The organism is Paenibacillus sp. Z3-2, from assembly GCF_054161325.1.
Genome location: NZ_CP096397.1, coordinates 1,518,195 through 1,538,805 on the forward strand (window position 1 = coordinate 1,518,195; position 20,611 = coordinate 1,538,805).

A 20,611-nucleotide genomic window follows, 5' to 3' on the forward strand; every position below is an offset into this window, starting at 1 on the left:
GACGGTGCTTTTTTGTGCTTTTTTTTGCAGGGAGGGAAGGAGAAATTGATTGTACTGAAGGCAGTATTGGTTTCCAAAGACAGAGATTACATTAGTGCCTGGCTTGATTATGTACAGGGAAGTTCGTCAGGTTCCCAAGTGCGTTTTACGGCCTTCTCCCAATGGGATTCGTTCAGAGATCACATGAACGAGCAGCAGGAAGGTCGGGAGATGCCGGATCTGGTTGTTGCGGAACCGGAATTTCTGAACAACTGGCTGAGCAACGGTGGAGAAGCATCGGGTGTACCTTGGCTAATGCTGAGTGAAGGGCTGGATGAGGTGGACGAGACGAAGCGGCTGATGAAATATCAACCCTTGCCAACGTTACTGGAGGCTGTGATGAATGCTTGCCGGCAGCCGCGCCGCAAGAAAATGCATCGTCCGGGGCAGGAGACTCTCTCCATCGGTGTAGTGTCCGCTTCGGGTGGGAGTGGCAAAACGGCAGTGTCCTTGCACATGGCGAAGCAGTTGGGGCTCGCAGGTTATGCTGTACTCTATCTTAATCTGGAGACACTGGATAGCACGCTCCCGTTTCTGGAGAAGGGACTTTCTAGAAGTGGGCAACGCAACCCGGATGCGGAGACGGGGTTGTCACGCCTGCTTTACGATCTGAAGGTAGGCAGGAAGGAATCGGGCAAGCAGTTACAGGTGCAATCCAAGGCTGTGGATGGATATGTGATTCGGCACGAAGCGCTGAAGTCTGATGTATTCTGGCCGTTATCGAATCGGAAGGAAATGCTTCAGATGACCCGTGAAGATACGTCGAATCTGCTTCGTTATTTGACCGAATGCGGACAATATGACGTACTCATTCTCGATGGTGATTCGGGCTGGGATGGACGCAGCGAAGGGGTGTTCGATGCAGCAGATGCCTTTGTCTGGTTAGTTGAAGATGATGTAACTGCCATGCATCGGTGGGGACAGTGGTTACAGCATGTCGAGCGTACCAAGCCAGATGTGTACGAGAACGTGTTGGATCGTTCATGCTTCGTGGTCAATAAATATCGGGACAATGTCGTTAATGCACTTCCGCGATCTGATCTGCATCTGGATGCAGTGTTGCCATATATCCCTTCATGGAAGCAGCTTAGTCAGGAAGAAGTCATGCTTAGTTCTCCGATCTTCCAGCGGGAAGTGAAAAAATTATGTGCCATGCTGGTACAAGATGGAGAAGAAGAATTGAAGCAGACGGGGCGAATTCAGAAGCAGGATCGGTGGGCGTTATGACGGATTCATCCAATCGAATACTGGATCGTGAAGAACAGTTCCAGATTATGCGCAGGGAGGTCAGGGCTGGCCTCGATTTGACCTCTTCCGCAGGAGACGATGAACTATGGCAAGGGATAGAACGCAAAGTTCTCAGTGATCCGAAGCTGGATGATCTGACCTCCGGGGAGCGTCATACACTGGTACAGCGATTATTTGACTCCTTTCGGGGATTGGATATTCTGCAGCCACTCGTGGATCATCCCGATATTACAGAAATTATGATCAATAGTCATAAGGAGATTTTTGTGGAGCAAGAAGGTGAGGTCAGTCAGGTCACCCTTGAATTTGAGTCCAAGGAACGCCTGGAGGACATCATTCAGATGATTGTGTCCGGGGTGAACCGGATTGTGAATGAGTCTTCTCCGATCGTGGATGCCCGGTTAAAGGATGGTTCACGGGTCAATATCGTATTGCCTCCCATTGCTCTGAAAGGCCCCACGATGACCATTCGTAAATTCCCGAGTGAGCCGATGAAGATGTCTGATCTGATTGAAAAGGGAGCCCTGCATGAAGAAGCTGCAGAACTGCTGCAACAGTTGGTACGGAGCAAATACAACATCTTCATTGGAGGTGGTACTGGTTCCGGGAAAACGACCTTTCTGAATGCACTATCCCAGTTCATCCCTGCCGATGAGCGGATTATTACAATTGAAGATTCGGCTGAGTTACAGATTGTAACGGTACCGAATCTGGTGTCACTGGAGACTCGGAATGCGAATACCGAGGGCAAAGGGCAGATATCTATTCGGGATCTGATCAAGTCCTCCTTACGGATGCGTCCGAACCGGATTGTGATTGGTGAAGTAAGGGGCGCAGAAGCACTGGATATGTTACAAGCCATGAACACAGGGCACGATGGAAGCTTGTCTACAGGGCATGCCAATACCATCTCAGATATGATCAGCAGACTCGAAACGATGGTGCTCAGTGGTGCGGATCTTCCCATTGCGGTTGTACGACAGCAGATTAGTTCGGCAATCGATATATTTGTACATTTATCTCGACTAAGGGACCGTTCACGGCGGGTGACAGAGATCAGTGAAGTGATCGGTACGCAGGACGGTGAGGTCTTGCTGAATCCACTGTTTCGTTTCCAGGAACATGAAGAGAGGGAAGGCAAAATTATTGGCGGGTTAGTACAGGTTGGAAAGTTGAATCAGATCGACAAAATTCAGATGGCTGGGCTCGGGGAATGGCTGAATGAATACATAGGAAAATATAATATTGAATCGGATTCATCAGATAACAACGTGAATTAAAGTTATTGGAAGGTGATTAATGTTGGGTGAAACCAGACAGATGTTGACGGATTACACCGTATATACGCTTTCCCGGAGACAACGAATGGTCTCTATGCTGATTAGTGGTCTGCTGTTCTTTGGAGTCGGACTTCTGTTCTATCACCACTGGTTGGCGGGAGCGATGCTGGCTGCAGGCTGCATATGGATACCAAAACACTGGACTAAGGTACTGCTGGAACGAAGAAGAATGACGCTCAGTTTACATTTTAAGCAAGCATTATATGCATTGTCTTCTGCACTGGCTGCAGGAAAATCAGTGGAGAATGGATTCAAGGAATCGGTGGAGGATTTGCGAATGTTGAACCCGGAAGCGGATACCGACCTGATTCGTGAGTTCACGATATTGCGGACACGGTTGGAGTATGGACAACCGATTGAAGAGGCGCTACAGGATTTTTCGGATCGAGCGCAGATTGAGGATATTACGAATTTTGCAGACGTGTTTATTACGTGCAAACGAACTGGCGGGGACCTGGTTGAGGTTGTGCGTCGTACATCTGCGGTGATTGGTGAGAAGCTCGACATTCAACAGGATATTATGGTAGCGGTATCACAGAAAAAGTTCGAATCAAAGGTGATGTTTGCAGCTCCGTTTATTTTTCTGATATTTCTGAATCTGACCGCCAAGGATTTTATGGAGCCGTTATATAGCGGGATGGGATACCTTATCTCTAGTGGTGCCTTGGCAGTACTCGCCTGCTGTTATCTGTGGATTACTCGCATTATGGATATCAAAGTATAAGGGGCTGAAACGATGCTGCTTCCCATGATAGTCGGAGGGATGCTCGGAGCGGGATGGCTGGTGCTGGATCGAACCCGGGGGCAGACCTATCGGCATCTGCGCAAGCTGGATATGGAAGGATTGCGACTGAAGAAACTGCATGGTCCTTTCCTGTTTATACTGGAAAAGTTTGAAATTGGGCGTAGATTGCCTGTGCTCATGTTTCGGATGCAACATGCCATTCAAAAAATGTATGGCATACAGCACAGTGGGGAGAAAACAATGCTCTATTGCGCTGAAATGCTGACCTACACGTGGCTCATGTTACTGGTAGGTTGTCTGTTAACACTTGTTGGAGATATGGGCATCGGAGGCATGGTGGGTGGACTCGCGCTAGGAATCGCTTTACCTTTTGCACTCTATAAAGACCTCAATACGAAGGTGCAGCGCAGAGATCAGGATATCCTTATGGAGCTGCCTGAGCTGCTGAACCGGATTGTTCTGCTGGTTGGCGCAGGCGAGACCGTGCAACGTGCCATCGTTCACTGTGTGACAAGCCAGGGGGAACGGAATCATCCGCTGTACAACGAACTCAGAAAGACGGTGGGAGATTGGAATAACGGTTATTCGTTTCAACAATCATTTGAACAGTTCAGCCGCCGCTGCGGTGTGCAGGAAGTGACGATTTTTACAACAACGGTACTGCTGAATTTCCGGCGTGGGGGAGGTGACTTTGTATTGGCGCTGCGGGATCTGTCACATGTGTTGTGGGAGAAACGCAAGGCTGTCAGTCGGGCGAAGGGAGAACAGGCTTCTTCCAAACTGGTGTTTCCGATGGTGCTAATCTTTTTTACGATCGTGGTCATGATCGGGGCACCTGCTTTTATGATGATGAATATGTAGGAGGAATTGGGATGATGGACGTGTTGAAAAACAAGGTAAATGCATTTTGGAAGGAAGAGGACGGACTCGGCACATTGGAGCTGATTCTGATTATCGGGGTTATTATCATTATTGCTTTGATTTTTAAAGACCAAATAACGGCACTAATCAAGTCACTTCTTAGCAAAGTGGATACAAAAAGTAATGAATTTTTCCCGGGTTAACAGGCTGAAGAAGGAAGAAGGGAGCTTCACCGTTGAAGCCTCCCTAATCTTCCCTGTCGTGCTGTTTATTCTTGTGTTGTTGCTCTTTTTTACCATGTACATGTATCAAAAGACATTTCTGAATCAACATGCCTATGCGGCTTCCGAACGTGCAGCTTATAGCTGGGACAACAGCCACAAGCAGGCAATGACTGGTGAATTTGTCGCTGGAGAACATGACAATCTGTACTGGAGACTGACGGATGATCGTATGCTCGGCGCATTGTTTGGTTGGGTGGGAGCGGATAATCAGGTCAGCGTTTCTGTACCTGCTGGTGAGGGAGGAAGTCTCTCGGAACAGAAATTATCGCAAGCGGTTCAACATATATCTTCGGCCATGAAAGGAACAATTGAATATCAGAATTCTCTGACTCAGAGGAAGATAACGACCAAGCTGGATCAAGTGATTTCTCTGCCTCTTCCGTCTTTTTTGTTCGATTCAGGTAACCGTGTGCAGACTCAGGGATCATCCGCAGTTGTTGAACCGGTTGAATTCATTCGAACGGTAGATCTGGTTCGTTATTACGCAGCCAAGTTTAAAGGCAAGGGCGGAACAGCGACCACTACGGCTGCAGAAGCCGGACAGGTCGTGCAGCATTTTGGCAAAAGCAAAAAGTGAACAAAGGAGGAGGGCAGATCTGTTTAGGAAAAAAGACGGTGAGTCGGGGGCTGTAACCCTTTTTTTGATATTAATATTGGCTGGAGTCTATATGTTTGTAGCTATATTTATTGATTACGCTCGTATAGCGGCATTCAAAGTGCAGACCGAACGAATGACACATGCTGCAATGAGATCCGTCATGTCGGCCTATGATACATCACTCCGGGAGTATGGTTTATTCGGGTATGGTGACAGCAGTGGGGATGCGATTATGGCTAAAGTGTTGAATGATAGTGTGAAGTCTTCATCCGTGAAAGATGGATTCCCTATTCTGGATATCCAGTGGGATACAACTTCGCTCAGCATGGAGCGTGAACTGGGAAGATACGATATATTTAATCGCCAGATTCAGGAGGATATGAAGTATCGGGCTCCGGTTGATTTTACCCTTGAAGTGATCAATCGTTTCAAACCGATGTCGGACGAGATGAAGGAAGCCGCGCACACGGTAGACTTGCTGAAAAAATTACAGAAATTATATGACAAGCGTGAAGAATTACTAGACGAGGCCATTGCTAATCAGACGGAATCTGCGGAGAAGCTGAAGAATCTTCCGAAGTTGATCATGAACCCGCCTTCACAGGCCATCTATGAAGAAATGTTGGAAGAAACACCAGAGACAGCTGCCGAAGCAGCGGCACGTTATGCAGATTATCTAAACAAGAAACGAGCAGATGAGGGACTTCCGTTCAGAGAGCAACAATACATATTGGAACTGGCGCGTTATCGGACGGGTGTGAGTAATGTGGTGACAGGCATCAGCATGATCATACAGCCCGCGTTACAGGCCCATCAAACGAAGCTGGACGAAGCGCAGTCCAAGATCGAAGAAGCGCGCAAGATGAATGAGGAAATGAAACGTGTGATTGCAGAGGGGGAGAACCGTTCACAGAATGCCAGCTATGACAACGTGGGAAACTCAAATCTGCCTGGAACCAGTCCTGCATCTACAGGATCAGGGAGTGAAGCCAAAAGCACACGTTCCCTCGCTTCTGAACTTGTGAGGGCAGATGGCCTATTTGATCAGTTGAAGGCACGTGTGGATTCACAAAATTCGGACTTCTCTAACGTCAGAAGAGACAACATGGAGTTGAATACTCAGCTCCGCAACGTTACGGGCATGAGTGGGGTTCCGATTAAACCCGCGGTCAGACAGGCAAGTCAGATTACGGAACGTTATATGGATACCTATGTGCGTAATGGTCCTGCCAACCTCATCCTCCAGAGTAAGCAACAGCTGGAGAGTGGTCGAGGTTCGGATGCCCAGCGCAAAGCAAATGACAAAGAATCCAAAGGGAAGTTGAAGGAAGTTAAACGGATCTTGTCACAGATTGAAAAAGGAAGTTCTGGTTCCATGGACGCTTTCAAACAGCTGGAGGAGTATTACAACGCTAATATTGCTTTTAACGAGGCTAGTCGTGAGGAAGCCAAAAAGGCAGAGATTGCTGCTGATCCCTATGACTCTGGTGGGGATGCCATGAAGGGAATGGACAGTTTGTTCGGCGGGATGTCGGGTCTGCTGGATAGCCTTGGCGATGAATTGTTTCAGAATGAGTATGCCCTTGCCTATTTTAACTCCATGGATTTTGGTCAGTTATTTACCTGGACTGAAGGTGGAGATGCCGGTGATGTCTTCAAATTGGAGAATCAGGAACTGGAGTATATCGTATACGGGTTTCATAATCCTTCGGGTAACATTGCTGCGGCATATGCGGAGATCTTTGGGATGCGGCTGGCTATTCGGACGGCAGAAGGGTTAATTGAGCATAGCAAGCTGGGGAATCCACTTCTGGTGTTATCGGCAGCCATCTTGCACGGAATTACAAACGCCATTGCCGATATGGTGAAATTGGCGAAAGAAGGAAGTGTGGAATTGTCCAAGTATATCAAAGTCAAATTGACGTACAGGGATCATCTGCGATTGTTCCTCTTAATGCATAGCAACAATGAACTTAAAATGTCTAGAATGCTGGCTCTGATTCGATTGAATACCGGCGTAAATCCAGATGAGAAACAGACGTATGCTTCAGGTAATATGCGAAGTAGCGTCAAACTGTGGTTTCTGCCAGGGGTGGTTAGAAGCATAGGTGCAGTTATGGGGAGTGCGGATCAGGTTGAAGGTGGGCGATTTTTCATTGAGCGGAAGGCGGATTATTCCTATTGAATGATCGGGATCGTTTCGGTGGAGGGATTATGGATAAGCAGCAACGATATGAAAAAGAAAACGCACAATTACAGATTCGTTTAACAGGAATAACCAAAATGGCACGTTTGAAGTGTTTGAAGATGCAGATGTGTTTTCCGAAAAAGGAACAGGGCAGCATGGTTCTGGAAGCCTCACTGGTTTTGCCTGTCTTTCTGTTCTTTATCATGTTTCTCATTTTCATTGTGCAGATGACTCTAGTCTCTACAGCACTACAGAGCACGGCGGGGGAAGCGGTAAAGCAGTTATCAACGAAAATATATCCGGTATCTCTTGTGTTCACGCCTTCTGATTCTGCAGGCGGTGAAGGCTCCGGAGGGGGCTGGAAGATACCGGAGCTGTCTTTGACGGAATGGGCAGAAGGATATGCTTCTTCACTGCCTGAGCCATTAAGTGATTGGGTACGATCAGCAGCGATCAGTGGTGAACAGCCCTTACAGGAGATCAAAACCTCCGTGTTAGAAACCGTCCTTGATCCCACAGTAAAACCGCTGCTTGAACCATTTATCGAGTCAACCCTGCTGGATATGGAACGTGTTCATGTGAATGGTGTTTCCATACCTGATCTCAAGAACAAAACGAATCCATATTTTCGGCTTGAACTGAGTTATGAATTGCCGATAAAGGTACCCTTCCTTAGCAAACCGCTACGGATTCAGGCTGCTGCGGCAGAACGGATATGGATTGGAGATACAGGAGAAGGAGCTGATGGCAGCGGAGGAGACGGGCATACTGCGGGCTCCGCAACAGTACTGTTGAAGCCTGACCCGGCTTACATAGGCAACAATGCAACGATCAAGGTGAAGGTAGAACCAGGAGCGACAGCCAACTTAACGATATTTTACAAGTCAGGTGAAAGCTCTGCGAAGCACATCGGCTGGGCCACCGCAGATGAGAATGGAATCATTGAATGGAATTGGTTTGTCGGTACCCGGACAACAGAAGGTTCATGGAGTTTTGTGGTCGAGACTGCGGATGGTGCCAAAACGGAGACTTCGTTCAACGTGGCCTCCAGAAAATAAGAAAGGAGATGATGGAGGTGGAGTGGTTTTTCATTGCCTGTGGCATATACGTTGTTGCTGCTTTTATTACAGATATTCGTTTCATGAAAATTCCCAATCGATTGACTTTACCTGTGACTGTAGCTGGCGTACTAGCCCATATCATATGGGGAGGATGGAATGGCTTCTTGTTCTCAGCCGCCGGATTTGCAGCTGGTTTTGGTATCTTGTTCCTGATGTATGCGATTGGAGCGGTAGGAGCAGGAGATGTGAAATTGTTTGGTGGTATTGGTGTATGGACGGGACTTGCTTTTGGCATTCATGTGATTATTTATTCGGTTTTGTATGCGGGAGCCGTTGGTTTAGTGATTCTTCTGTTCCGTAAGAACTCAGCGAAACGGATTCGAGGCATGGCAGGCAATCTTGCAGGGTTCTTCATGCTTGGTTCGCTCAAGCTGGTGAACAAGGAGAAGACATTGAAGTTTCCATTTATGCTGGCGGTGTTACCTGCGTATATCACGGTCCTTATCCCCGCACTTTTCCCTTGATATCAGGAGTCTGGAAAACGTTAGGATAACAGCGACCGAAGATGGAACTGCGATTGGAGTGGAAAAGTGTAGCGTATTGTAACTCAACTCATATCAACTAAACTTTTTATACGAGAACAGCGATCGGAAGGTTGTTCCGTCATCGAAGTTTCAGTGTAAACATTCTTTAGTTGAACCTATACAGCAATGGAAAGAGAGGATTGGCATGTATGGATTAACGAGAGATTTTATTCGTAATGGCGGAGCGTTCATGGTTTTGGAAAAAGCAGAAGGGTTACGAATGGAGGAATTGAGCCGGGTGCAGATGGGGATGTTGTCCTCCAATCAGATCCCGCGACTTCTGCCTGTTCATATTCGGGAAGTGGATCGAAATGTAACTTTGCAGTACGACATATCGGGCTACAAGATGTTATCTCAAATGTTAAAGTCAAGCAAAATCCAATTGCGTGTTCTGTATGGTCTGTTGTTCCAACTGGCAGATGCCTTCACGGAATGCCGACAATATATGCTGGAACCTCGTAAATTATTGATTCAGGAGGAGTACTTGTTCATCAATGGTTCATTCGAACAGGGTGAGCTTGGGATGGTATATGTACCGATCATGGATAAGGATGAAGATGATTCGACGCCTCAGCAATTCCGTGAGCTGGTAATCAGGCTGATGGCCCATGTACAGGAACTGCAGGGAGTAGGCATTCAGCGTGTTCTGCAGTTATGCGAGAATGAACGCTGGGATATTAGACAATTACGAGAGCTACTGCTGGAGTTATACGCTGACGAGCAAGAGAGTGGAGGAAGCGCAGCATTCCTCTCGTCCAGAAACTCGGAAGCGGGCGATGATCCAAGGGCAAGAGGTGCCTCACATTCGTCGATTTCCGAGCGAGATAGTAACCCTTTTGCTGGTAATTCCGGGCCATATCAGTATCAGTACAGTGGTCCCATTCAAAATGGTTCTGTGGATTCACCACTAAATTTCCGTCAACAGCAGAAAATGAGTGCTCCCGGGGTTGAAGACATTCCGCTGAGGTCACGAACCTTTACAGGCAGACGCTCATCTGGACATTCTTCATTGGAGGACTCAAGCATCGTGGATCAGGTATTGGGTGACCCATATCATTCGCTAGAGCATGCTGACATGGAAGTGGAGGAGAAGTCCGGATCTTCCAAAGTAACCTATATCATACTGGGCTGCATGGTTGCCATGGCATTGGTATGGAGATTCATATACATGGAGCAACCTGGACAGACACAGATGATTCTATCCGCGGTACTTAGTCTAGGCTTGCTTGGCGTGGCAGGATGGTCGTGGAAGCGCAAGGGGAACCCTCAGAATGGCTCAGAGAATAAACATTCTTTTTCATTCAGCCTGGGTAAAAACAAAGGGAAGAAAACTGAAGATGAAGAGGAACTATTTCAGGAAAGTTGGCGCTGGAATGCAGCTGATAAGCCGGAGGAACGTATAAACCAAGTTGCTGAATCAGCTTCAGAAGCAATGGAGCGTTCCCGTTTTCAAAATCTGCACATGACAACTGAACCTTCCGAACCACCGTTTGTACAAGGCCAGGCGCAAGTTGCAGCTTCAACTTCGGAATTAATTCGACATGATACAGTTGCGGAAGCAACCGTGAACTTGCAAAATCTGACTGGAGGCAAAGTTACTGGGGCTGGCCCTATAGTGCCGTCATTTTATCTTGAGCGAAGATCGGGAAGCAGTGATCAACATGAACGAATGGATGTTCAAGGCGCATCTTTTGTAATCGGAAGATCAGCAGACATGGTTCAGTGGGTAGACACAGCAACCGGCGTGTCCCGTGCTCATGTGGAATTGAGCCGGAACAAATCGGGCTATGTGATTAAGGACTTGGGTTCCGTCAATGGAACCGTTCTTCAGGGCAATATTCTTGCTCCTTACAAGGAGTATCCATTGGCGGATGGAGATACATTCACCCTGGCGGAATCTGTTTACACCTATCGGTCGGTTGGATAAGCCACAGTTCAATCCGTGGTTCGATCAGTCGGATAAGCCACGGTGCTTCAGATCTTCAAGAGCCTGGGTTAATGTTGGGAAGGTGAACTGGAATCCGTGGTCGAGTGCTTTTTGCGGAATGACTCTCTGCCCCTGAAGCACGACAACGGATAGTTCTCCGACCAAGGTTTTAATCATGAAGCTGGGTACGGGGAACCAGTGAGGGCGATGATAGACCTTGCCGACCGTACGACCAAATTCATCATTGGTAACCGGATTCGGTGAGGAAGCATTGACCGGACCGGACACTTGTTTATTTTGAATGCTAAATTCAATCAGCCTTACGATATCCATAATGTGAATCCAGCTGGTCCATTGCTTGCCACTGCCTATCTTGCCGCCAACACCCAGCATATAAGGGAGTTTCATCAATGGAAAGGCTCCTTTTTTATGGCCAAGAACCAGGCTAACCCTGATTTTGACGAGTCTGACATGTTTGATGGCATCTGCAGCTATTTCCCATTGTTCTGAGACCCGGGATGGGAAATTCATTGACTTTTGCGGACTACTCTCATTAAAGGTTTCGGTAGGGGAGGTTCCATAGATGGCCATGGCAGAAGCCTGAACGACGACTTCGGGCTTTTGTTGCAGTGAATCCACCAAACGGGCTACCCGGGCAACCGTTGTTACCCTGGATTGTACGATCTCCAGCTTTGCCTTGGTTGTCCATCGTTGGTTCAACGTTTCTCCGGCAAGATTGACGAGAGCGTCCATGCCTTCAAGTAGTTGAGGGTGCTCTTCGACTTGTTCCCATGATATATATGTAAGATTCTTGCTTGGATTATGCAAGTCAGGAAGTTTGCGTGTGATGATTTTCACGTGGTGTCCGGCTTGCAGCCAATAATCCACAAGAGCTCCTCCCACAAACCCAGTACCTCCACAAATGGCAATTTTCATAATGATGAACATCCTCTCTGTAATTTTCACTGCGCTGACATGTATCCGTGAATCGACAAACAGCCCCGGTCGGTAAGCAATGCCTGTTGGGAACGACTTACCTGACGGAGCTTGTAATATGAGCCTTTCGCCTAAATCCCAAGTACGTTTCAATGAAGATCTCATAGACCAAGCGATCCTGTAACAAATGATACAAGGGTGCTGGTGCTGATGTATCTTAATTAACCAATTCGATATAGGGCTTAACTCATCTTGTTATTTTATTTGATCAAATGTTGATAAGGGGAATAATCGATTTTGTTTTTCTCCAAGAATTTCACCAAAAACTTATTATCCCGCTTCGGTGTGGCTATAATGTATCCTTTGATGCAGTGATCTCTCGATACTTCCGTGGCGTTGTCTTCAACTGCAATTTTACCGATCTCTGCAGCGATGGAATGTTTGGCTATGTCACGAAATGGCCCAGGTACAGGCTCCACGAGTTGATCCAAAAAAGCCTTGGCTTCATCTGTCCATAAGTGACGGCTGGCTTCAACCCAATAATTCTGCCAATCCAGTTTGGACTTTCCGTCTGCTTTTGGTAGCACTTTCAAAAACTTGCGCATCATAAAAAATCCACCGACACACATGCTGCCAAGTAATAAAAAAGTCCAGAATGCGATCGTATTCATAAACCAATTGCTGGGGGAACTGCTCGTCAGTATCATCACGTAGGAGTCGAAAATCATTGCGGAGTCACCTCGGTTCATTGATTTTCACGGAAAGACGGATTCCGCCTACCCATGTTCCACATATTAGCTGTCAAAAATAGCCTCTATCCCGAATTATAGCGCATTTCTAGATTTATTTCGATAATCGCGTTAGAATAAGGGATAATTCAGAATAAGGGGGATCAATAATGCTGAAAATCGGCTCCCACGTGTCCTTTTCGGACAAGGGATTATTGAGTGCAACGAAGGAAGCGTCCTCGTACGGTTCCAGTTCGTTTATGATATATACGGGTGCACCACAGAATACACGTCGCAAGCCAATTGAATCCATGTATATTGAGGAAGGCAAGCTTGCCATGCAAGCAGGTGGAATGGAAGATATTGTTGTCCATGCACCGTACATTATTAATCTTGGCTCATACAAAGATAGTACGTACAGACTGGCTGTAGATTTCCTTCAGGAAGAGATTCGTCGTACACATGCCATCGGTGTGAAGAACATCGTATTGCATCCCGGCGCATTCACAGACAAAGATGCTCACTATGGGATCGGACGGATCGCAGAAGGGTTGAATGAAGTGCTGGAGGGTGTGAAAGAGACGGATGTGAACATTGCTCTGGAGACCATGGCTGGCAAAGGTACGGAGATGGGTCGCAGTTTCGAAGAGATCGCTCAGATTATCGAGAAAGTAACGTATAACGAGCGCCTGACTGTGTGTATGGATACATGCCACATTCATGATGCCGGATACGATATCGTTAATGATTTTGACGGTGTACTTGAACAATTCGATCGTACGGTAGGACTTGACCGCATTGCCGTAATGCATATTAATGATAGTAAGAATGCTGTGGGTGCGCACAAGGACCGTCATACACCGATTGGCTCTGGCTGGATTGGCTTTGAGGCGATTAACCGCATCGTTAACCATGAGAAACTTCAAGGGCGTCCATTTATCCTGGAGACTCCTTGGATTGGCAAAGAGGCCAAGACACAGCGTCCAATGTATGAGGTGGAGATTGCGCTGCTGCGTGGGGATGTTGCCGGTCGATTCGGCCAGGAATTCCTGACAGAAGTAGAACAGCTGCAACACTTTTTCAAAAGTAAAGAGATTGAGTCCCGTTCGTATATTCTGGATGTATGGACATTGCTCAAAAATGATGCCAAAGCCAAAAAGGCTGATCCGCGTGAACCGCTGGAACGTCTCTATGACATGGTGACAGAAGCTGCATTGTTCCCTCATTTGAATGAAGAACAACTGAATCATCGCTTGATTGCCTGGCTTGCGGGTTAACCCCCGCAGGTCATGGCTTAATTGAAGGAGGAAGAATAACCCGATGGAGATCCATGCTAAACAAGTACGCCCTGATTCTAAAAACCGCGCCGATCGCGCGCGCATGCTCATTTCCTGTCCGGATGGTCCAGGAATTGTTGCTGCCGTGTCTCACTTCTTGCACCAGCATGGTGCAAACATTGTACAGTCGGACCAATACACAATGGACCCTGCTGGCGGCATGTTCTTTATGCGGATTGAGTTCGATCTTCCGCAATTGTTGGTCAATTTGCCGAAACTGGAAGCTGATTTTGCAGAAGTGGCAAGCCGTTTCCAAATGGAATGGACGTTATCTGCGGTCAGCCGCAAGAAGAAACTGGCTATCTTTGTATCCAAAGAAGATCACTGCCTGGTTGAATTGTTATGGCAATGGCAGGCAGGCGACCTGGATGCCGATATTGCTCTTGTGGTTAGTAACCATCTGGACATGAAGGACTATGTAGAATCATTCGGCATTCCATATCATCATATTCCGGTAACAGCAGATACGAAGAAAGAAGCGGAACAGCGCCAGCTGGACGTCATCGGCAATGATGTGGATGTGATCATTCTGGCTCGTTACATGCAGATCATCTCTCCAATGTTCATTGAGCACTACCGCAATCGAATTATTAATATCCACCATTCCTTCCTTCCGGCATTTGTGGGTGGTAAACCATATGCTCAAGCGTATAACCGTGGTGTCAAAATCATCGGTGCGACAGCGCACTATGTTACGGAAGAACTGGATGGCGGCCCGATTATTGAACAGGATGTGCAGCGTGTAAGCCACGGAGATGACGTAACTGAACTGAAGCGTATTGGACGTACCATTGAGCGTGTTGTGCTTGCACGTGCCGTGAAATGGCATGTCGAAGACCGTGTTCTCGTTCATGAAAATAAAACCGTCGTATTTTAAGTTCTCGCTTTAATACTGTGCAAGGTTGATTCGGAACCACGTAATAGACTAACAAAAAGGCGACCCCCATTCGTTTACGAAAAGGGGGTCGCTTTTTTCGCGTTCATATACTTTCCGCACAAGCCAAGCACAATACCAAACAGCAGATGTCCTGCAATCCAGTAGAGGATAGCTGACACATCGTACAGGTCTGGCACACGCGAAGATAGTTGAGAGAGTGGGATATAGAGCAGGGACGAGACGGCACCAAACAAAATGCCTTTGAATATAGGGTGGCCTGAATATCGTACCCACCACAGGTAGAAGATGCCGATGACAACGGACACAACCAGATGTAAAACAAACTCAATGAATTCGGGTAAGGTTGGTGGAAGACCAGGCACAAAATCGATATTCAGAAGCAGCGTATATACTTGTTCGCCGGTGTAGGCCTGAATCACTTTGAGGAAAAATCCCAGAACAACTCCCGAGAGAATTCCCGTTAAAATACCCGATACCCAGGGTAATGAGTACTTTATCGATGTGGGTGGGTGAACAATATGATCTGGCATAGATGCATCCTCCCTTTATTTTGGGGTACAACTGGTAGTAAACCGCAGCACGATTTTCGAATCCATATAGGAACATTATATGTGAATTGAGGATTGATATCTAAAAAATGCATTTTTTTCAGGTTAAAGGTTATACTTCATGCGATGGATTTGCGAGGCTCGTTAAGTCTGTTTTTGGATTCAAGTGCCTTGTTCAGTACGATTTTTGCTTGATAGGCAAAGGATTATTCATCACAAACAACCGATTTTTCAGAACTTCTAAAAGAAGGTTATGGAAAAGCTTCACGCCAAGTGATACAATACAAAAGTGAATAAGTCAAAATGAAACACTCAAGCGGATTCACTTATTGTGAAATTCGGTTTGCTTGTATGATGAGAGGGATTCGCTTGCGCACCCGACTTATCTAAAGACATGAGGAGGACAAACCATGACTGACAAGAACGAAGCGATTCAAAAGGACGAGAACACTACAATCGACAACCTGTCGATTACTACCGTACGTACTTTGGCGATTGATGCAATTGAGAAGGCAAATTCCGGACATCCGGGTATGCCTATGGGCTCCGCTCCAATGGGGTACCAACTTTTTGCAAAAACGATGACTCATAACCCGGACCACCCAACTTGGGTTAACCGGGACCGTTTTGTCCTGTCTGCAGGACACGGCTCCATGTTGCTGTACAGCTTGCTGCACCTGAGCGGATATGATCTTCCAATGGAAGAACTGAAACAGTTCCGTCAATGGGGAAGCAAAACACCGGGTCACCCGGAATTCGGACATACTGCAGGTGTTGATGCAACAACCGGCCCACTGGGTCAAGGTATTGCAATGGCTGTAGGTATGGCGATGGCTGAAGCTCAATTGGGCGCAACATACAATAAAGACAAATTCAACGTGGTTGACCACTACACTTACGCAATCTGTGGTGATGGTGACTTGATGGAAGGCGTATCCCATGAATCAGCTTCCCTGGCTGGACGTTTGCACCTGGGCAAACTGATCATGTTGTTCGACTCCAATGACATCACGTTGGATGGTAAATTGGATCTGTCTTCTTCCGAAAGCATCGCGAAGCGTTTTGAAGCTTATGGCTGGCAAGTGCTGCGCGTTGAAGACGGTAACGATCTGCCTGCAATCGAAAAAGCCATTCAGGAAGGTCAAGCAGATACACTGCGTCCTACACTGATCGAAGTTAAAACGGTTATCGGTTATGGTAGCCCGAACAAACAAGGTAAAGGCGGCCACGGCGGTACTCACGGATCACCACTGGGTGCAGACGAAGCCAAATTGACTAAAGAGTATTACAAATGGGTTTATGAAGAAAACTTCCACGTACCAGCTGAAGTTCGCGATCATTTTGCACAAGTGAAAGATCGTGGTATCTCTGCTAACAAAGCTTGGGACGAGAAATTTGCCGAGTACAAAAAAGCATTCCCTGAGTTGGCAGCTCAATTCGAAACAGCGATTAACGGCGACCTTCCAGAAGGTTGGGACCGTGATCTTCCTAAATATGCAGCAACAGACAAAGCTCTTTCCACTCGTGTAGCATCCGGTAACGCTCTGAACGGTCTGGCGCACAACGTGCCACAACTGACAGGTGGATCTGCTGACTTGGAAAGCTCCACAATGACTCACTTGAACAACCTGGAGAACTTCACACCTGAAGATTACTCCGGTCGTAACATCTACTTCGGTATCCGTGAATTCGGTATGGCTGGAGCAATGAACGGTATGGCACTGCACAGCGGTGTGAAAGTATTCGGAGGTACGTTCTTCGTATTTACCGATTACCTGCGTCCGGCTGTTCGTCTGGCTGCCCTGATGGGACTGCCTGTAACGTATGTTCTGACTCACGACAGTATCGCTGTCGGTGAAGATGGTCCTACGCACGAACCAATCGAGCAACTGGCATCCCTGCGTATCATTCCTAACCTGACGGTTATTCGTCCGGCTGATGGTAATGAAACTTCGGCTGCTTGGGCTTACGCGCTTGAGAACAAGAGCAACCCGGTTGCACTCGTACTCACTCGTCAAAACCTGCCGATCCTGGAAGGTACGGTTGAAGGTTCACGTGAGAACGTGAAACGTGGTGCTTATGTTGTCTCTGATGCAAAAGATGGCAAAGCGGTAGCACAAATCATCGCTACAGGTTCTGAAGTGCAATTGGCTGTTAAAGCTCAAGCAGCACTTGCTGAACAAGGCATCCAAGTTCGCGTAATCAGCATGCCAAGCTGGGATCTGTTCGAGAAACAAGACAAAGCTTATAGAGAGTCCGTTCTTCTTCCGGATGTTAAAGCTCGTCTTGCGATTGAAATGGCTTATCCAATGGGCTGGGAGAAATATGTTGGAGATCAAGGTGACATTCTCGGAATCAGCACATTCGGTGCATCCGCGCCTGGCGACCGTGTTATCCAAGAATATGGCTTTACAGTGGACAACGTGGTTAGCCGCGTAAAAGCATTGCTGTAATAGCTTCATAAGCGCTGCTATGGTCGGGAAAGCTTCATGCTGTCCTGATCCATGGCAGTAAGTTATTTCCGCAGAGCATGGGCGGTAACTCGTTATCGCCCTGATCTGTTTTGCCTTTTGTTTTCATTAACTTCAGGGGAGCGGGTACGCATGTCACAATTCGATCAAGTCAGTGTAGTGAAAGAGGCCAACATTTATTATGATGGTCAGGTAACCAGCAGAACGGTTATTTTGGGGGATGGCAGCAAAGTGACTCTGGGCATCATGCTTCCAGGCAGTTATGAGTTCGGTACGGATTCCCGTGAAATTATGGAGATTCTGTCCGGAGATCTGAAAGTATTGCTTCCCGGAGAAGAAGAGTGGCAAGAGATTCAAGGCCAAGCTACGTTCCACGTGCCTGCCGAATCCAAATTTAAACTGGAGATACGCAGCGTTACTGACTACGTCTGCTCGTACCCGGCGGAATAACATAAGAAGGGTAAGCAGAACCGCAACCCGCGGATTCGGTTTACCCTTTTTGCTTCTTGAATTCTAACGACAAAGTTCGAGCTGCAAGCTTGTCAGCCCCGTGGATTTGAAGTATCCTTAAGGCAAGTTGTTTAGAATGGAATACGGAAAAATATAACCGAAATCAGGAGGTTTTTGAGATCATGGCAAAAAAAGTGACATTTGACTATAGCACGGCATTGCAATTTGTAAATCAGCACGAAGTGGACTATTTCGCTGAACCGATTCGTTTGGCTCACGAACAGCTTCACAACGGAACAGGAACAGGCTCCGACTATCTGGGCTGGATTGACCTGCCGACGGCTTATGACAAAGAAGAGTTCGCCCGCATTCAAAAAGCAGCTGCCAAAATCCAAAGTGACTCCGAAGTGCTGATCGTTATCGGTATTGGTGGATCATACCTGGGTGCACGTGCAGCAATTGAAATGCTGACACACTCGTTCTATAACAATCTGCCAAAAGACAAACGCAAAACGCCTGAAATCTATTTTGCAGGAAACAATATCAGTTCCACATATGTAACGCACTTGCTGGATCTGGTTGAAGGCAAAGATTTCTCCGTCAACGTCATTTCCAAATCGGGTACAACAACAGAGCCGGCAATTGCATTCCGTATCTTCCGTGCAGCTTTGGAAGAGAAATATGGTAAAGAAGAAGCTCGCAAACGCATCTATGCTACAACAGACAAAGCGCGCGGTGCATTGAAAGAACTGGCGAATGCAGAAGGATACGAATCTTTCATTATCCCGGATGATGTAGGTGGACGTTACTCCGTTCTGACGGCTGTAGGTTTGCTGCCAATCGCAGCAGCTGGTATCAGCATCGAAGAAATGATGCAAGGTGCGGCTGACGCATCCAAAGAATACAGCAACCCGAACGTAGCTGAGAATGAAGCATATCAATATGCTGCTGTTCGTAACGCCTTGTATCGCAAAGGTAAAGGTACAGAGATCCTTGTAAACTATGAGCCATCCCTGCACTTCGTGTCCGAGTGGTGGAAACAACTGTTCGGAGAGAGTGAAGGTAAAGACTACAAAGGGATCTATCCTGCATCCGTTGATTTCTCTACAGACTTGCACTCCATGGGTCAATTCATCCAGGAAGGTAGCCGGAATATCTTCGAAACTGTTATCCAGGTTACTGAAGTGGCTGAGCATATCTCGATCAAATCCGATCCGGACGATCTGGATGGACTGAACTTCCTTGAAGGCAAAACCATGGACTTTGTTAACAAAAAAGCGTTCCAGGGAACACTGCTTGCACATACAGATGGTCAAGTGCCAAACCTGATTGTGAACATTCCAGATATGACTCCATATTCTTTCGGATATCTGGTATACTTCTTTGAAAAAGCATGCGGCATCAGTGGCTACCTGCTGGGCGTCAATCCATTTGACCAACCAGGCGTGGAAGCATACAAGAAAAATATGTTCGCATTGTTGGGTAAACCAGGCTTTGAAGAAGAGAAAGCAGCGCTCGAAGCGAGACTTTCCGAATAATTCATCGGTCTGCTCATATAGTTAAATAAGGTAATATAAATCTATTGGGGAATTACTGTTCGTGTAAGATGCAGAATTCTCCGGCTGTAGATAACCAGGGCAGTTCGTCCGCGTTCGCGCGGGGAACTGCTTTCTTGTAAAATGGACAAGGGGAAAGCTGAACTAAGGAAAAGATCAGAAAGTTGGATTTGCAATGATTGAACGTTATCGCACGGTTCGAGGACCGGGCAATCTGGAAATCGTAATCAAAAAGTCTCGATTTATCGGTCATATTATGCCGGTCACGACAGAGGAAGAGGCCGTTGCCTTTATCGATGAGATCAAGAAAAAACATTGGAATGCGACTCACAACTGCTCTGCGTACATGATTGGGGAGCGGGATGAGATTCAGAAGCAATCTGATGACGGGGAACCAAGCGGAACAGCAGGGAAACCCATTCTTGAAGTGATCAAAAATCAGAAATTAAAAAATGTGGCGATTGTGGTTACGCGCTACTTCGGGGGAATAATGCTTGGAGCCGGTGGGTTAATTCGCGCTTATACGGACGGGGCTGTAGCAGCCATTGAAGCCGGAGAAGTCATTACCAACGTGCTGCATCGTGAAGTGTTTGTTGAACTGGATTATACGTGGCTGGGTAAAGTGGAAAATGAGTTAAGAAGCCGGGAAGTCCGTACAGGTGAAACTGGATTCACCGATAAGGTTACGTTGACTTGTCTTCCGCCGGATAGTGAAACCGAGGCTTTTGTAGCCTGGATCACGGATTTGACGCAAGGGCAATCCCGGATCACGGAGGGACAGCGGCTTTATTTTATTGAAGGGGAATAAAATA

The 20,611-nt window shown here is 47.1% G+C and carries 19 protein-coding genes; 16 read left to right on the forward strand and 3 right to left on the reverse strand.

Features of this window, described 5'->3' with window-relative positions:
- Positions 1–45: 45 nt before the first annotated feature.
- The 10 genes from M1D71_RS06550 (at position 46) to M1D71_RS06595 (ending at position 10,875) form a co-directional block, all read left to right on the forward strand.
- Positions 46–1,266, forward strand: a complete 1,221-nt coding sequence (locus M1D71_RS06550; RefSeq protein ID WP_458125757.1) for a nucleotide-binding protein — start codon at positions 46–48, stop codon at positions 1,264–1,266.
- A complete protein-coding gene (locus M1D71_RS06555; RefSeq protein ID WP_458127185.1) occupies positions 1,263–2,567 on the forward strand; it encodes a CpaF family protein in 1,305 nt (434 codons plus the stop codon). The genes M1D71_RS06550 and M1D71_RS06555 overlap by 4 nt, the downstream gene beginning before the upstream one ends.
- Positions 2,568–2,586: 19 nt before the next feature.
- Complete coding sequence (locus M1D71_RS06560) at positions 2,587–3,351, forward strand: type II secretion system F family protein (protein WP_458125758.1); 765 nt, start codon at positions 2,587–2,589, stop codon at positions 3,349–3,351.
- Positions 3,352–3,363: 12 nt separating this feature from the next.
- A complete protein-coding gene (locus tag M1D71_RS06565; RefSeq protein WP_458125759.1) occupies positions 3,364–4,233 on the forward strand; it encodes a type II secretion system F family protein in 870 nt (289 codons plus the stop codon).
- Between the two features lie 11 nt (positions 4,234–4,244).
- Positions 4,245–4,436, forward strand: a complete 192-nt coding sequence (locus tag M1D71_RS06570; RefSeq protein WP_336759555.1) for a Flp1 family type IVb pilin — start codon at positions 4,245–4,247, stop codon at positions 4,434–4,436.
- The gene (locus tag M1D71_RS06575) at positions 4,417–5,094 is read left to right on the forward strand and encodes a TadE/TadG family type IV pilus assembly protein (RefSeq protein ID WP_458125760.1); all 678 of its coding nucleotides are present in this window, start codon (positions 4,417–4,419) and stop codon (positions 5,092–5,094) included. Before M1D71_RS06570 ends, M1D71_RS06575 begins: the two co-directional genes overlap by 20 nt.
- Entirely contained in the window at positions 5,075–7,300 is a 2,226-nt protein-coding gene (locus M1D71_RS06580) for a hypothetical protein (RefSeq protein ID WP_458125761.1), read from the forward strand. Before M1D71_RS06575 ends, M1D71_RS06580 begins: the two co-directional genes overlap by 20 nt.
- A 29-nt stretch (positions 7,301–7,329) precedes the next feature.
- The gene (locus M1D71_RS06585) at positions 7,330–8,361 is read left to right on the forward strand and encodes a pilus assembly protein (RefSeq protein WP_458127186.1); all 1,032 of its coding nucleotides are present in this window, start codon (positions 7,330–7,332) and stop codon (positions 8,359–8,361) included.
- An 11-nt stretch (positions 8,362–8,372) separates the two neighbouring features.
- On the forward strand, positions 8,373–8,888 hold the full coding sequence (locus tag M1D71_RS06590; RefSeq protein WP_458127187.1) for an A24 family peptidase: 516 nt from the start codon (positions 8,373–8,375) through the stop codon (positions 8,886–8,888).
- A gap of 205 nt (positions 8,889–9,093) precedes the next feature.
- Positions 9,094–10,875 carry a DUF6382 domain-containing protein gene (locus M1D71_RS06595; RefSeq protein WP_458125762.1) on the forward strand — a complete coding sequence of 594 codons (1,782 nt, stop codon included), beginning with the start codon at positions 9,094–9,096 and terminating at the stop codon, positions 10,873–10,875.
- Positions 10,876–10,899: 24 nt separating this feature from the next.
- Here M1D71_RS06595 and M1D71_RS06600 read toward each other — a convergent pair whose 3' ends face one another.
- A complete protein-coding gene (locus tag M1D71_RS06600) occupies positions 10,900–11,811 on the reverse strand; it encodes a TIGR01777 family oxidoreductase (RefSeq protein ID WP_458125763.1) in 912 nt (303 codons plus the stop codon).
- Between the two features lie 260 nt (positions 11,812–12,071).
- Positions 12,072–12,539, reverse strand: a complete 468-nt coding sequence (locus M1D71_RS06605) for a DUF2621 domain-containing protein (RefSeq protein WP_145320381.1) — start codon at positions 12,537–12,539, stop codon at positions 12,072–12,074.
- Between the two features lie 170 nt (positions 12,540–12,709).
- Here M1D71_RS06605 and M1D71_RS06610 point away from each other — a divergent pair, with 170 nt between their 5' ends.
- Together M1D71_RS06610 and purU are read left to right on the forward strand one after the other, a co-directional pair.
- A complete protein-coding gene (locus tag M1D71_RS06610; protein WP_458125764.1) occupies positions 12,710–13,816 on the forward strand; it encodes a deoxyribonuclease IV in 1,107 nt (368 codons plus the stop codon).
- Between the two features lie 43 nt (positions 13,817–13,859).
- On the forward strand, positions 13,860–14,753 hold the full coding sequence (gene purU / locus M1D71_RS06615; RefSeq protein ID WP_017689986.1) for a formyltetrahydrofolate deformylase: 894 nt from the start codon (positions 13,860–13,862) through the stop codon (positions 14,751–14,753).
- Between the two features lie 74 nt (positions 14,754–14,827).
- Here the strand turns inward: purU and M1D71_RS06620 are convergent, their stop codons facing one another.
- Positions 14,828–15,304, reverse strand: a complete 477-nt coding sequence (locus tag M1D71_RS06620; protein WP_458125765.1) for a hypothetical protein — start codon at positions 15,302–15,304, stop codon at positions 14,828–14,830.
- A gap of 428 nt (positions 15,305–15,732) precedes the next feature.
- Here M1D71_RS06620 and tkt point away from each other — a divergent pair, with 428 nt between their 5' ends.
- From tkt to M1D71_RS06640, 4 genes are all read left to right on the forward strand, one after another.
- Complete coding sequence (gene tkt / locus M1D71_RS06625; RefSeq protein WP_062833145.1) at positions 15,733–17,775, forward strand: transketolase; 2,043 nt, start codon at positions 15,733–15,735, stop codon at positions 17,773–17,775.
- Between the two features lie 150 nt (positions 17,776–17,925).
- Positions 17,926–18,243: a pyrimidine/purine nucleoside phosphorylase gene (gene ppnP, locus M1D71_RS06630; RefSeq protein ID WP_017689983.1), complete on the forward strand. Its 318-nt coding sequence runs from the start codon at positions 17,926–17,928 to the stop codon at positions 18,241–18,243.
- Positions 18,244–18,425: 182 nt separating this feature from the next.
- The gene (locus M1D71_RS06635) at positions 18,426–19,781 is read left to right on the forward strand and encodes a glucose-6-phosphate isomerase (RefSeq protein ID WP_017689982.1); all 1,356 of its coding nucleotides are present in this window, start codon (positions 18,426–18,428) and stop codon (positions 19,779–19,781) included.
- 193 nt (positions 19,782–19,974) lie between these two features.
- Positions 19,975–20,607, forward strand: a complete 633-nt coding sequence (locus M1D71_RS06640) for a YigZ family protein (RefSeq protein WP_458125766.1) — start codon at positions 19,975–19,977, stop codon at positions 20,605–20,607.
- Positions 20,608–20,611: the final 4 nt, after the last annotated feature.

Excerpts from the sequence above, each read along its gene's own strand:
- M1D71_RS06590 (WP_458127187.1), top strand. The coding sequence starts at position 8,373 with ATGGAGGTGGAGTGGTTTTTCATTGCCTGTGGCATATACGTTGTTGCT.
- M1D71_RS06620 (WP_458125765.1), bottom strand. The coding sequence starts at position 15,304 with ATGCCAGATCATATTGTTCACCCACCCACATCGATAAAGTACTCATTA.
- M1D71_RS06640 (WP_458125766.1), top strand. The coding sequence starts at position 19,975 with ATGATTGAACGTTATCGCACGGTTCGAGGACCGGGCAATCTGGAAATC.
- M1D71_RS06610 (WP_458125764.1), top strand. The coding sequence starts at position 12,710 with ATGCTGAAAATCGGCTCCCACGTGTCCTTTTCGGACAAGGGATTATTG.
- M1D71_RS06585 (WP_458127186.1), top strand. The coding sequence starts at position 7,330 with ATGGATAAGCAGCAACGATATGAAAAAGAAAACGCACAATTACAGATT.
- ppnP (WP_017689983.1), top strand. The coding sequence starts at position 17,926 with ATGTCACAATTCGATCAAGTCAGTGTAGTGAAAGAGGCCAACATTTAT.
- M1D71_RS06565 (WP_458125759.1), top strand. The coding sequence starts at position 3,364 with ATGCTGCTTCCCATGATAGTCGGAGGGATGCTCGGAGCGGGATGGCTG.
- M1D71_RS06575 (WP_458125760.1), top strand. The coding sequence starts at position 4,417 with ATGAATTTTTCCCGGGTTAACAGGCTGAAGAAGGAAGAAGGGAGCTTC.
- M1D71_RS06560 (WP_458125758.1), top strand. The coding sequence starts at position 2,587 with ATGTTGGGTGAAACCAGACAGATGTTGACGGATTACACCGTATATACG.
- M1D71_RS06595 (WP_458125762.1), top strand. The coding sequence starts at position 9,094 with ATGTATGGATTAACGAGAGATTTTATTCGTAATGGCGGAGCGTTCATG.
- M1D71_RS06635 (WP_017689982.1), top strand. The coding sequence starts at position 18,426 with ATGGCAAAAAAAGTGACATTTGACTATAGCACGGCATTGCAATTTGTA.
- M1D71_RS06600 (WP_458125763.1), bottom strand. The coding sequence starts at position 11,811 with ATGAAAATTGCCATTTGTGGAGGTACTGGGTTTGTGGGAGGAGCTCTT.
- M1D71_RS06605 (WP_145320381.1), bottom strand. The coding sequence starts at position 12,539 with ATGATTTTCGACTCCTACGTGATGATACTGACGAGCAGTTCCCCCAGC.
- purU (WP_017689986.1), top strand. The coding sequence starts at position 13,860 with ATGGAGATCCATGCTAAACAAGTACGCCCTGATTCTAAAAACCGCGCC.
- M1D71_RS06570 (WP_336759555.1), top strand. The coding sequence starts at position 4,245 with ATGATGGACGTGTTGAAAAACAAGGTAAATGCATTTTGGAAGGAAGAG.
- tkt (WP_062833145.1), top strand. The coding sequence starts at position 15,733 with ATGACTGACAAGAACGAAGCGATTCAAAAGGACGAGAACACTACAATC.
- M1D71_RS06555 (WP_458127185.1), top strand. The coding sequence starts at position 1,263 with ATGACGGATTCATCCAATCGAATACTGGATCGTGAAGAACAGTTCCAG.